This window comes from Pseudomonas sp. CM27, from assembly GCF_013179515.1.
Classification (GTDB): Bacteria; Pseudomonadota; Gammaproteobacteria; order Pseudomonadales; family Pseudomonadaceae; genus Aquipseudomonas.
This window is the reverse complement of record NZ_JABMCN010000180.1, coordinates 1-12,253: the sequence shown is the minus strand read 5'-3', so window position 1 is coordinate 12,253 and position 12,253 is coordinate 1. Positions and strand designations below refer to the sequence as shown.

At 64.5% G+C, this 12,253-nt stretch carries 8 protein-coding genes and 1 pseudogene; 2 read left to right on the top strand and 7 right to left on the bottom strand.

Annotated features, from left to right (window positions below):
* The 7 genes and pseudogenes from HP547_RS20470 to gspG all read right to left on the bottom strand — a co-directional run.
* Positions 1-623, bottom strand: a pseudogene (locus HP547_RS20470) (hybrid sensor histidine kinase/response regulator); the annotation flags it as partial.
* 80 nt (positions 624-703) lie between these two features.
* Entirely contained in the window at positions 704-1,759 is a 1,056-nt protein-coding gene (locus HP547_RS20465) for a tetratricopeptide repeat protein (protein ID WP_172287278.1), read from the bottom strand.
* A gap of 259 nt (positions 1,760-2,018) precedes the next feature.
* Positions 2,019-3,434 (bottom strand): efflux transporter outer membrane subunit, encoded by a 1,416-nt coding sequence (locus HP547_RS20460; RefSeq protein WP_172287277.1) that lies wholly within the window; start codon positions 3,432-3,434, stop codon positions 2,019-2,021.
* A complete protein-coding gene (locus HP547_RS20455; RefSeq protein ID WP_172287276.1) occupies positions 3,431-6,610 on the bottom strand; it encodes an efflux RND transporter permease subunit in 3,180 nt (1,059 codons plus the stop codon). Before HP547_RS20455 ends, HP547_RS20460 begins: the two co-directional genes overlap by 4 nt.
* 12 nt (positions 6,611-6,622) lie before the next feature.
* On the bottom strand, positions 6,623-7,864 hold the full coding sequence (gene mexE, locus HP547_RS20450; RefSeq protein WP_172230150.1) for a multidrug efflux RND transporter periplasmic adaptor subunit MexE: 1,242 nt from the start codon (positions 7,862-7,864) through the stop codon (positions 6,623-6,625).
* A 145-nt stretch (positions 7,865-8,009) separates the two neighbouring features.
* Positions 8,010-9,200: a type II secretion system F family protein gene (locus tag HP547_RS20445; RefSeq protein ID WP_172230153.1), complete on the bottom strand. Its 1,191-nt coding sequence runs from the start codon at positions 9,198-9,200 to the stop codon at positions 8,010-8,012.
* An 11-nt stretch (positions 9,201-9,211) separates the two neighbouring features.
* Positions 9,212-9,637: a type II secretion system major pseudopilin GspG gene (gene gspG, locus HP547_RS20440; protein ID WP_014861762.1), complete on the bottom strand. Its 426-nt coding sequence runs from the start codon at positions 9,635-9,637 to the stop codon at positions 9,212-9,214.
* A 184-nt stretch (positions 9,638-9,821) separates the two neighbouring features.
* On the opposite strand from gspG, the gene HP547_RS20435 reads away from it, so the two are divergent.
* A complete protein-coding gene (locus tag HP547_RS20435; RefSeq protein ID WP_172230156.1) occupies positions 9,822-10,415 on the top strand; it encodes a transglycosylase SLT domain-containing protein in 594 nt (197 codons plus the stop codon).
* Between the two features lie 118 nt (positions 10,416-10,533).
* Positions 10,534-11,994, top strand: coding sequence for a HAMP domain-containing sensor histidine kinase (locus HP547_RS20430; RefSeq protein WP_172230159.1), 1,461 nt, complete (start codon positions 10,534-10,536; stop codon positions 11,992-11,994).
* Positions 11,995-12,253: the final 259 nt, after the last annotated feature.

Genomic DNA, 12,253 nt, shown 5'->3' with positions numbered 1-12,253 from the left:
CCATCGTTGCGGCCCTGGCGCAGGCGCCGGTCGATCAGTTCGAAGCTGCCGCCAATGCTGGTCAGCAGGTTGTTGAAATCATGCGCGACCCCGCCGGCAAGCTGGCCGATGGCTTCCATCTTGCGGGCCTGGTAGCGGGCGAACTCGCTGGGCTCTTGCTCGTCACCGGGCTGCTTGGGTCGGGCGTCCAGGCGCCGCTGCAGGTCCTGCAACTGGTCGCGGGCCAGGTACTGCTTGCGCCTGTTGCGCAGCGCGGACTGGGCCATGTGCAGCAACTGAGTGTTTTCGAAGGGCGAGACCAGCAGGGCAAGATTGCCCACCGGATGATTATCCATGCTTTTGGCCGACCACGCGCCCTGGGTGACCAGCACAATGGGCAAGTCCGACCAGCAAGGCTGCTGGTCGATGAACGCCTGCAGCAACGCGCTTGGGCCCTGGCTGAACACCTGCTCGTCGATGATCGCCACGCCTGCGCCTTCGGCCAGGCGTGCCTGCAGGTTGGCCAGGTCGCCTGCGCACAGGCTATCTATCCCGGCGGAGGCAAGCAGGCGTGAAGTGTCCGCGTCCAGGGGCGGGGGTGCCAGGATCAAGGCACGTTCATCCATCGCCAATGTACTGGCCAAAACGGCTCTCCTGTGGGGTGCCCTGATACCCACTGGACCTTGGGTGTGAGCCCAAGGTTCAACACAAATTCAGGGCTTCACTACAAGCCCTGCTGCAGTACCGGATCGTCCGGGTTCTGTCGTTCGAGCTCGGCCAGCAGCACCTGTACATTCTGCAGCTGGCCGGTCTCTTTCCAGTACTGGATGAGCAACACCCGCGCTCGGCGATTGGCCGGCTGCCGGTTGAGCACGATTTCCAGCTGCTTCTGGGCCGCGTCAAGTTGGTCCAGCTCATGCAGGGTGACTGCCAGGGTATAGCGGTAGTCGCTATTGTCCGGGTCCAGCTCGACGGCGCGGGACAAGGCCAGCAAGGCGTACTCGCGCTGGTCATGACGGTTCAGCCAGAGCCCCAGCTCATACTGCAGAAAGGCCGAATCCGGGCTCAGGGCCAACGCCTTGCCCAGCACCTGGCGCGAGGTGTCGTGATGGCCCTGGCGCTCCAGCAGGCGCACCTGGGTAGCAAGGGCGTCGAGGTTGCCTGGGGCTACCGCCAGCGCCCGCTGCAGGGCCGTGGCGGCTTGGTTGTAGTCGTTTTCATGCAGGTACAGGCGTGCGAGGTGAACTTGGGCGTCGGCATCCTCGGGTTGTTGCTCCAGGGCTTGCTGGTATTGCTCAAGGGCCGCCTGGAGCGGGCCGAAATACAGGCCGATGGCGTCGGGGTCAAGGCCCAGCAGGGCGTCTACGGCAGCAAAGCGCACGCTTTGCTCGTCGTCGTCCAGCAGCGGGCCGAGCACCAGGCTGCGCTGCGCCGGCGGCAGCAGGCGGCGTATGCCGGCAATCGCCGCTCGGCGCACCAGCGGCTCGGCATGCGCCAGGTCCTGTTGTGCCAGTTTCAATGCCTGGGGCGACGGGTAATTGGGCAATTCGGCGTACAGGGCTGCCCGGCGGATGGCCGGCAAGTCGCTGCGTTGCAATTGCTGGTAAAGCACCCGCGCGGCACCAGGCTGGCCCTCGTGAGCCTGGCGCAGGGCCTTGGCGTAGCTGTGTGCTGGCAAGGTCGGCGCGGCCGGCTGGTCGTCGTGCCACAGGTAGCCGAACAGGGCCGATACCAGGGTCAACAGCAGCAGGGCAATCAGGTAGCGGTTGCGTCTGGGCATTGATGGGACCGTGGCGACGGGAAGGGCAGAGCTTGGGGCAGTGGGGAGGGAAATGCAACCGGGGGCGGCGTGCGCCTGGTGGGGGACCGAGTGAGGGCTGCCATGTGTTCGGCTCGGTATTGAGGTGATGCACACATCGAGCGCCGAAGAGGGTGCGGCATACATCATGAACCCCCATAAAAAAGCCCCGCAGACCAAAGCCTGCAGGGCAAACGGCTGGGGGAGAATCCAACCAAAGGAGCCGTTGAAACAGGATGTATCAGTGCGCGATGGCCACCGCTTCCGGTTGGCAGCCGCCGCCCAGGGCCTTGTAGATCGAGACAATGCCGCGGTACAGCTCGACCTCACCCTGTGCTTGCGCGTCTTCAGCGCTAAGCCGTTCGCGTTCGGCATCCAGCAGCACCAGGTAGTCCACCGTGCCTTCGCGATAACGAATCGAGGCCAGTTGCGCCGCTTTGCGGCTGGCGTCGCTCTGGCGCATCAGCGACAACAGCCGCTGCTGGGTCTTGTCGTAATCGCTGAAGGCGTTGGCCGATTCTTCTAGGGCCAGCAACACCTGCTGTTCGTAGTTGGCCAATGCCCCTTCGGCATCGGCCTTGGCACCGCGCAGGCGGGCCCGCACGCTGCCCAGGTCGAACGCCGCCCAGGTGATGCTCGGGCCCAGCGCCCAGGCATTGGCCGCCGAGGAGCCGAGCTGCGATCCCCGCGCGGCGGTAAAACCAAGGAAGCCGCTGAGGCTGACGCGGGGGAACAGGTCGGCCGTGGCCACACCGACGTTGGCGGTGGCGGCTGCCAGCTGGCGTTCGGCACTGCGGATGTCGGGGCGGCGGCGCAGCAGTTCACCCGGGTCCCCCACCGGCAGGGCCTTGGCGATGGCCGGCAGGGCTTTAGGCGACAGGTCTACGCTGAGCGCGTCGGGGCGCTGGCCGAGCAGGGTGGCGATACGGTGTCGCGCCCGGGCCTGTGCGGCCTGCAGCTGCGGCACGGTGGCTTCTACCCCGGCCAGGCGCGCATCGGCGCGAACCACGTCGAGGTCGTTGCCGACGCCGGCATCGCGCAGGGTTTCGGTGATGCTGCGTGATTCCTGCTGGGTCTTGAGGTTGGCCAGGGCGATGTTCTCGCGCAGCTGCGCACCTCGCAGTTGCCCGTAGGCATCGACCAGCTCGGCGATCAGGCTGACCTGCAACTGCTGCAGGTCGGCGGCGGCCGCCCCTTCCTGAGCTTCGCTGGCCTCGATCTGGCGCTGGATCCGGCCGAACAGGTCGAGCTCCCAGGCCATGTCCAGGCCCAGGTCGTAACGCTCGCTGTTCACCCGGTTATCCGCCTGGCCAGGAATCTGGCCCTTGCCGATGTCGCTGCTGGCGCGGCTGGTGACTACCGGCAACTGATCGTTCTCGGCGTCTTCACGAATCGAGCGGGCCGACTTCAGGCGGGCGAAGGCCACGCGCAGATCCCGGTTGCCCTCCAGCGAAGCCTGCACCAGCTGGTTCAGCACCGGGTCGTCGAACTGCTTCCACCACAGGCTTTCGAAGCGGCTGCGGTCATAGGCCTTGGCCTGTACGTCACCACTCAGCTGCGCAGGCTCGGTGGCTGGCGCCTTGTAGTCCGGGCCGACTGCACAGGCGGCCAGGGCCAGTGCCAGCAGGCTTGGGGTCAGGGGTTTGAGCAGGTTCATGCGTGGTTCTCCAGCACTTGCACGCGCTCGGCCTTGCGGGCCTGGCGACGCTCGACGAAACGGCGAATCAGGAAGAAGAACACCGGGGTCAGGAACAGGCCGAACACCGTCACGCCGATCATCCCCGAGAACACTGCCACACCCATGGCATGGCGCATTTCCGAGCCGGCACCGGAGCTGAACACCAGTGGCACCACACCCATGATGAAGGCGATCGAGGTCATCAGGATCGGCCGCAGGCGCAGTCGGCAGGCCTCCAGCACCGCCGCCAGCGGGTCGAGGCCCTTGGCTTGCTCATCCTTGGCAAACTCGACGATCAGGATCGCGTTCTTGCATGCCAGCCCCACCAGTACAATCAGGCCGATCTGGGTGAAGATGTTGTTGTCGCCACCCGACACGATCACACCGGTGATGGCCGACAGCAGGGTCATCGGCACGATCAGGATCACCGCCAGCGGCAGGCTCCAGCTTTCGTACTGGGCGGCCAGCACCAGGAAGGCCAGCAGCACGCACAGCGGGAACACGAACAGCGCGGTATTGCCCGAGAGGATCTGCTGGTAGGTCAGGTCGGTCCACTCGAAGGTCATGCCGTTGGGCAGTTCCGCTTTCAGCAGCTTCTCGATCGCAGCTTCCGCCTGGCCGGAGCTGTAGCCAGGGGCTGCTGCACCGTTGATTTCAGCGGTGATGAAACCGTTGTAGTGCATCACCCGGTCCGGCCCGGAGGTGTCGCTGACCTTGAGGAAGGTTGCCAGCGGGATCATCTCGCCCAGGTTGTTGCGCACCTTCAGCTGGCCGATCTGCTCGGCATCAAGGCGGAACTGCTGCTCGGCCTGGACGTTGACCTGGTAGGTGCGGCCAAATCGGTTGAAGTCGTTGGTGTACAACGAGCCCAGGTAGACCTGCAGGGTATCGAAGATGTCGTTGATCGCCACGCCGTGGGTCTTGGCCTTCTCGCGGTCGATGGCGGCATCGACCTGCGGCACGTTGACCTGGTAGCTGGTGAACAAGCCCGCCAGTTCCGGCACATTGTGGCTCTTGGCGATGATGTTCTGGGTTTCCTTGTACAGCGCTTCGTAGCCCAGGTTGCCACGGTCTTCGATCTGCAGGCGGAAGCCGCCGATGGTGCCCAGGCCTTGTACTGGCGGTGGCGGGAAGATCGCGATGTAGGCGTCCTGGATGTCGGCGAACTGGGCATTGAGCGCCGCCGCAATGGCCGCTGCCGACTGGCTCGGGTCCTTGCGCTCGTCGAACGGTTTGAGCGGGGTGAACACGATGCCGCTGTTCGGGCTGTTGGTGAAGCCGTTGATCGACAAGCCAGGGAAGGCCACCGAGTCGGCCACGCCAGGTTGTTTCAAGGCAATTTCGCTCATGCGCTTGATCACCGCTTCGGTGCGGTCAAGGCTCGCTGCATCCGGCAGTTGGGCGAATGCCACCAGGTACTGCTTGTCCTGCGACGGTACGAAACCGGTCGGGGTAGACGAGAAGCCCAGGTAGGTCAGGCCCATCAGGCCGGCATACACGAACAGGGCGATGCCGCTGGAGCGGATGACCCGGCGCACGCCGCCAACATAGCCATGGCTGGCGCGGTCGAAGAAGCGGTTGAACGGGGCGAACAGCCAGCTGCCCAGCAGTTTTTCCAGGAACCGAGAGAAACGGTCCTTGGGTGCATGGTGGTCCTTCAGCAGTACGGCAGCCAGCGCTGGCGACAGGGTCAGCGAGTTGAACGCCGAAATCACCGTCGAGATGGCAATGGTCAGGGCGAACTGCTTGTAGAACTGCCCGGTAAGACCGGAAATGAACGCAGCAGGCACGAACACGGCGCACAGCACCAGGGCGGTGGCGATGATCGGCCCGGTGACTTCGCTCATGGCCTTCTGCGTGGCTTCCAGCGGTTTCAGGCCCAGGCCGATGTTGCGCTCCACGTTTTCCACCACGACGATGGCGTCGTCCACCACGATACCGATGGCCAGCACCAGGCCGAACAACGACAAGGCGTTGAGCGAGAAGCCGAACAGGTGCATCACCGCAAAGGTACCAATCAGCGACACGGGCACGGCCAGCAGCGGGATGATCGAGGCGCGCCAGGTCTGCAGGAACAGGATCACCACCAGCACCACCAGCACCAGCGCTTCGAACAGCGTATGCACCACAGCTTCGATGGAGCCGCGCACGAATACGGTCGGGTCATAGACGATGCTGTAGTCCATGCCCTCGGGGAAGTCCTTCTTCAGCTCGGCCATCTTCGCCCGCACTTCGTCGGAGATCTCGATGGCATTGGAGCCTGGGCGCTGGAAGATCGGGATGGCCACGGCGGGCTGGTTGTTCAGCAGCGAGCGCAGGGCGTACTGGCTGGAACCAAGCTCGACCCGGGCGATGTCCTTCAGGCGAGTGATTTCGCCATCGGCGCCAGCACGGATGATGATGTTTTCAAACTCTTCCTCGTTGACCAGGCGGCCTTGGGTATTGATCGACAGCTGGAAGCTGGTCGAACCCGGGGCAGGCGGGGCGCCCAACTGGCCGGCGGCCACCTGACGGTTCTGCTCGCGGATCGCTGCCACCACATCACTGGCAGTGAGGTTGCGCGAAGCGGTCTTGTTCGGGTCCAGCCACACGCGCAGGGAGTAGTCGCCCATGCCGAACAGCTGCACGTCGCCCACGCCGCCCAGGCGCGCCAGCTCATCCTTGATGTTGAGGATGGCGTAGTTGGACAGGTAGAGCATGTCGTAACGGTTGTCCGGCGAGGTCAGGTGCACGACCATGGTCAGGTCGGGCGAGGCCTTGTCGACGGTGATACCGATGCGGGTGACTTCCTCGGGCAGCTTGGGCTGGGTGCGGGTGACGCGGTTCTGCACCTGCACCTGGGCATTGTCCAGGTCGGTACCCAGAGCGAAGGTGATGGTCAGCGTCAGCTTGCCGTCAGCGGTGGACTGGGAGGACATGTACAGCATGTTCTCGACACCGGTGATGGCCTGCTCCAGCGGCGCGGCGACGGTTTCGCCGATCACTTTGGGGTTGGCCCCGGGGAAGTTGGCGCGCACTACCACGGTGGGCGGCACCACTTCGGGGTATTCGCTGATCGGCAGCTGGAACAGCGAGATCGAACCGGCAATCAGCAGTATCAGCGACAGCACCGCGGCGAAGATCGGCCGGGTAATGAAGAATTTCGAGAAGTTCATCGGAGTGGTCCCTTAACCGCGTGGCGCTTGGGCGCTGGCGGCTTTTACAGTGTTGCCCGCCACTTTCGGCGCCGGGTTGCTGGCCTCCAGCGCCTGGCGCTGCTGGGCGAGGGCGGCGAGGGTCTGTTCGCTGGCCATCGCGGTTTCTTCCGGGGTGACTGCCGAGCCAGGGCGCACGCGCTGCAGGCCCTTGACCACGATGCGGTCATCCTTGCCAAGGCCGCTGCGCACGATGCGCAGGCCTTCGAGCTTCGGCCCCAGCTCCACGGCGCGGTAGGCGGCCTTGTTGTCCTTGTCCATGACCAGCACGAACTTCTTGCCAAGGTCGGTGCCCACGGCTTCGTCGTTGATCAGCACGGCGTCGTATTGGGCGCTGCCCACCAGTTTCAGGCGTGCATACAGGCCCGGGGTGAACTGGCCGTCGCGGTTGTCGAACACCGCGCGGCCACGGATGGTGCCGGTGCGCGGGTTGACCTGGTTGTCGACGAAGTTCATCTGGCCCAGGTGCGGGTTGCCGGTTTCGTTGGTCAGCCCCAGGTACACCGGGGTGCTCTGGCCACGCTGGCCTTCACGGGCCAGCTGGGTGTACTTGAGGTACACGCGCTCGTCGGCGTCGAAGTAGGCGTAGACCTTGTCGGTGGACACCACGCTGGTCAGCGGGGTGACATCGGCGCTGACAATGTTGCCGGCGGTGAACTGGGCGCGGCTGACGCGGCCACTGATGGGCGCGGTGACGCGGGTGAAGCTGAGGTTCAGGCGCGCCAGGTCGAGCTGGGCCTGGATCGCATCGACGCCGGCTCGGGCCTCGGCAGCGGCGCTGCTGCGCGATTCGGCCAGCTCGGCAGAAATGGCGTTGCTGTCACGCAGGCGCTCGCCGCGGCGGGCTTCGTTGGCGCTGCGGATGGCGGTGGCCTTGGCCTGTTGCAGCTGGGCTTCAAGGCGGCGCACCTCGGCCTGGAACGGGCGCGGGTCGATCTGGAACAGCAGGTCGCCTTTCCTGACCTGGGCGCCCTCGGTGAAGGCTACCTGATCGATCTGGCCGGAGACCCGTGGGCGTACTTCGACGGTTTCCGGGGCTTCGAGGCGGCCGGTGAACTCGTCCCATTCGTTGATCGGTTGTTCGAGCACTTTGGCCACGGTGACTTTTGGCGCGGCGGGAGCCTGCACGGCGTCGGGGGTTCGACCGCAAGCGCTGATCACCACCACTGCCAGGGCAGCGAGGGGGAAGCGCAAGGGTTTGAGTGATTGTTCCATGGAGAACTCCGCCAATGTATTAGTAGTGGGCGGAGTGTGAGTGTGTTGCGCGCAAGGCACGAATCGAACGGGCCGAAGGTTAATATCACGCTGAATGATAGGTGCGGATCATTCACCGACGCCACGCATGGTCGGGGCTGGCGATTCAGTGAATGCTCGACGCCAGCTCAAAGATCGGCATGTACATCAGGATCACGATCAGGCCGATCAGCAGGCCGATGAAGGTCATCAGCAGCGGCTCGAACAGTTTGACGAACCATTCCACCCAGCGGCCGATTTCCTGGTCATGGAAGTCGGCGCAGCGCTCCAGCATCTCGCCCAGGTTGCCAGACTGCTCGCCTGCGCGCAGCAGCCGCAGTGATACCGGCGTGACCAGTTGCCCGGCTTCAAGTGCATCAGACAGCGGCAGCCCTTCGCCCACGCGCTGGCTGGCCTGTTGCAGGCCCTGCGCCGCCGCGCTGCCGAGCAGGCCACGGGCCATGCCCATGGCGGTGAGGATGGGGATACCGCCTTGCAGCAGGATCCCCAGCGAGCGATAGAAGCGCGCCAACTCGTACATCATCAGGCGCTGGTGCAGTGCCGGCAGGCGCCGCAGCTGGCAGGACGCCCAGCGTCGCACCCGTGGGTGGCGGCGCAACAGCCACAGCGCCGTGACCCCACCGACGGTGCCCAGGGCCAGCGGCAGTTGCTGGGCATGCAGGAACAGGCCGATCTGCATCAGCACCCGTGACAGCCAGGGCAATTCGGTGCCCATGCCTTCGAACACCTGGCTGAAGCGTGGCACCACGTAGCCCAGCAGGAACAGCACCACGCCACCTCCCACCAGCAACAACAGCATGGGGTACACCGAGGCCCCCACCAGCTTTTGCCGCACCAGGTCCAGGCGCTGGCGGTAGCTGATGTAGCGGGCGAGGGCATCGCCCAGCGCGCCGGTGCGTTCGCTGGACTGCACCAGCGCCACGTACAGTGGCGGGAACACCCGTGGCTGCTGGCCCAATGCCTGGGACAGCGAGCGGCCTTCGTACAGCTGGCGTACCAGCTCGCTCAGCACTTTGCGCGCTGCGGCAGCGGGGGCCTTTTCTGCAAGGCTTTCCAGTGCGTCGATCAGCGGCAGGCCGGCGTTGAGCAGGGTAGAAAGCTCCTGGCTGAACAGCACCAGGTCGAACGCGGCCTCGCGGCGCCAGGCCATGCCGCGCAGGGCACCGCCCTGGCCGCGCAGGCTGAGCACACGCAGGCCCTGTTGTTCGGCCTGGCGCCGGGCCTGGTCGGCGTCATCGGCGTCGATCTGCAATTGCACCACGCCCTGTCTGCCCAGGGCCTTGAGGCTGTAGCGCATGGCCGCTCTCCTTACTGCCAACTGGTGATTTCGGCGTTTTCCCCGTCGCCGCCGGGCTGGCCATCCTTGCCCATCGACAGCAAGTCGTATTCGCCGCCGTTCTCGCCGGGTTGCCGGTAGATGTACGCGCGGCCCCATGGGTCCTGCGGCACGGCCTTCTGCAGGTACGGGCCGGTCCAGCGGGCCTCGCCACTGGGGGCGACCACCAGGGCCTGCAGGCCTTGCTCACTGTTGGGGTAGTGGCCGACCTCCAGGCGGTACAGGTCCAGGGCCTTGCTCAACCCCTCTATCTGCGCCCGCGCCACCTTGGCCTCGGAGCGCCCGAGCTGGCTGAAGTACTTGGGCGCGACGATGCCGGCCAACAGGCCGAGCACCACCAGCACCACCAGGAGTTCAAGCAGGGTGAAGCCGCGTTGCGGGTTGGTTCTGCGCTGCATGATGAAACCTCCACTGCATGGGAACACGCGTTTCCAGCCACCATGCAACAGCCGTGCACGTCTGCCTCGGGGCCTTGCGCCATGCGGCACAGGAAGCGGCACAGTGCTTGCGTCGTGGTCATCGACCTCGGGTTTTCCGGGGCATTTCCCCCACATCGGGGGCCACGACGAAGAGGCGACCGACATGCGTGGACTCATCCTTGGTTTGATCTGGCTGACGGCAGGTGCTGCCCAGGCCGATGTGTATATTTCCATCGATGCCAAGGGCGGCTACGTACTGACCAACGTCCATCGACCCGGGCGCCACTACGAAAAGGTGATCAGCGAGCCGCTGGCGCTGGCCGGCCCGGCCAATGCACAGATGATCACCGGGCGGCCGTACGCCGAGGTGGTCGCGGCGGCGGCGAAGGTCCACAACGTACCCCAGGCATTGTTGCATGCGCTGATCAAGGCCGAATCGGGCTACAACCCCAAGGCCCGCTCGCGGGCCGGTGCGGTGGGGTTGATGCAGCTGATGCCGGATACTGCCCGCGAAATGGGTGTGGAGGACCGGCTGGACCCGGAAGACAACGTGCAGGGCGGTGCGCGATACATCAAGCGCATGCTCACGCTGTTCGACAACGATATCACCCTGGCCGTGGCGGCCTACAATGCCGGGCCGGATGCCGTGCTGCGGCGCGGTGCTGTACCGCCTTTTGCCGAAACCCGGCGCTATGTACCGACTGTGCTGAGGGAGTACCGCAAGCTGCAGGGCCTGGCAGATGATTCGCCGCTCTGAGCCAGCGGTGAGTGCACAGCCTGGGTAATACCCTTCGGCGGGCGCCATTAATTTAATACCATGGTCCCCCCAACTCTGGGCTATAACCTTCTCAAGGTGCCCAGCTGTGGAGTCCGCCATGGACATCGCCCCTCGTTCCGACGCTATGGATGTGCCTGCCGGTAGCGAGCTGGCCGCCCCGCGCAAGCCGTTCAACCTGCTGCGCTGGTACGCCTGGGTCAGCCTGGCCATCATTCTTTCGGTAGCCGCCGGGCTGGGGCTGATTTCCAGCCGGTTCATCATCGACGAAAGTGTCGAGCGCGACGCCTTGCTCACCGCGCAATTCATCACCTCCATCGCCGACGCCGAAGTGCGCCACGTGTCGATCCCCAATGTGCGCACGATGGGCGAACTGCTCGACCCGCGTACCGACCACATGGCCCTGCCGGGTGTCGACCCTGATGCCCGGCGCAAGGCCCGCGGCGAGTTCCTCGACCACATCGCCCACCTGCCGGACATGCTGCTGGCCAACATCTATGCCCCGGACCGCACGGTGATCTGGTCCAGCAACCCGGCGCTGATCGGCAAGCTGATCGACGCTGACGACGACCTGGATCGGGCGTTTGAATACAAGATGCGGGTCTCGGCCAGCTACCACAACTTCGAGCAGGCCCGCGCCGAGCAGAAATTCGTGACGCCGCCCGAGCAGTTGTTCATCGAAAACTACATTCCGCTGTTCGACGCCGATGGCGACCACGTTATGGCCATGGTCGAGATCTACAAGGAACCCCACGACCTGATCGTGCGCATCGAGCATGGCCTGATCCTGATCTGGCTGGCGATCACCGTCGGCGCGGCGCTGGTCTACATCGGCCTGTACGGCATCATGCACCGCGCAGCGCGGTTGCTGGCGGTGCAGCAGAAGCGCCTGATCAACAATGAAACCTATGTGGCGCTGGGCGAGGTGTCATCGGCGGTGGCCCACAGCCTGCGCAACCCGCTGGCCAGCATCCGCTCCAGTGCCGAACTGGCCCAGGCGTTCGACGAAGGCCCGGCGCAACGCAATGTCAACGACATCATCAGTCAGGTCGACCGCATGTCGCAGTGGATCCGCCAGATGTTGCAGTCGCTGCGCCCGCTCAACGATGAAGCCGTGGCAGTGGACTTGCCACAGGCATTGCAGGAAAGCCTGCAGACCTACGCCGTGCCGTTGGCGCGCGGCGGCGTGAGCCTGGACCTGCAGCCGTTACCGGCGGTGCAGGTGCTGGGCCACCCGGCGTTACTGCGGCAGATCTTCAGCAGCCTGATCGCCAATGCCCTGGAGTCGATGGAGCAGGGTGGGCGGCTGCGTATCGAGGTGGTGCGCCAAGACCGGAGCAGCCTGATCCTGCGCCTGTCAGACAATGGCAAAGGCATGAACGAAGCGCAGCAGCGCATGGCCTTTCGGCCGTTTTTCACCACCAAACAGGGTGGTCTGGGCGTGGGTCTGGTGCTGGTCAAACGCATCATGGAGCGCTTCGGCGGCACGGTACGGCTCAGTAGCAGTGAAGGCCACGGGACGCGAGTGTCGTTGAACTTTCGTTTGGCAAAAAGCACCTAGAGGCATTAACTATATTCGCTAACTAGTTGATATATATGCTTTTACTGGTTTTGGGGTGAAAAGTACCCAATTGTGGGGCATTGACCTCCGAGTATTTTTAATAAAACGCGGTAACCGGCTGAAAAATATACCTATTGGTCTTTCAGTATCGGGCTGGCTGATTTTTTGCTACGTGATTGACCAAGCGCAACACGCGATGAATGGCAGCTGCGGCTGCCCAAGCGGGATGCTCTCAAACGGCTACTGCCATTTGCCTTGA

Bases quoted from the DNA above. Each gene is read 5' to 3' on its own strand.
- HP547_RS20445 (WP_172230153.1), bottom strand. From the start codon at position 9,200: ATGCGCTACAGCCTCAAGGCCCTGGGCAGACAGGGCGTGGTGCAATTG.
- HP547_RS20465 (WP_172287278.1), bottom strand. From the start codon at position 1,759: ATGCCCAGACGCAACCGCTACCTGATTGCCCTGCTGCTGTTGACCCTG.
- HP547_RS20455 (WP_172287276.1), bottom strand. From the start codon at position 6,610: ATGAACTTCTCGAAATTCTTCATTACCCGGCCGATCTTCGCCGCGGTG.
- mexE (WP_172230150.1), bottom strand. From the start codon at position 7,864: ATGGAACAATCACTCAAACCCTTGCGCTTCCCCCTCGCTGCCCTGGCA.
- HP547_RS20430 (WP_172230159.1), top strand. From the start codon at position 10,534: ATGGACATCGCCCCTCGTTCCGACGCTATGGATGTGCCTGCCGGTAGC.
- HP547_RS20460 (WP_172287277.1), bottom strand. From the start codon at position 3,434: ATGAACCTGCTCAAACCCCTGACCCCAAGCCTGCTGGCACTGGCCCTG.
- gspG (WP_014861762.1), bottom strand. From the start codon at position 9,637: ATGCAGCGCAGAACCAACCCGCAACGCGGCTTCACCCTGCTTGAACTC.
- HP547_RS20435 (WP_172230156.1), top strand. From the start codon at position 9,822: ATGCGTGGACTCATCCTTGGTTTGATCTGGCTGACGGCAGGTGCTGCC.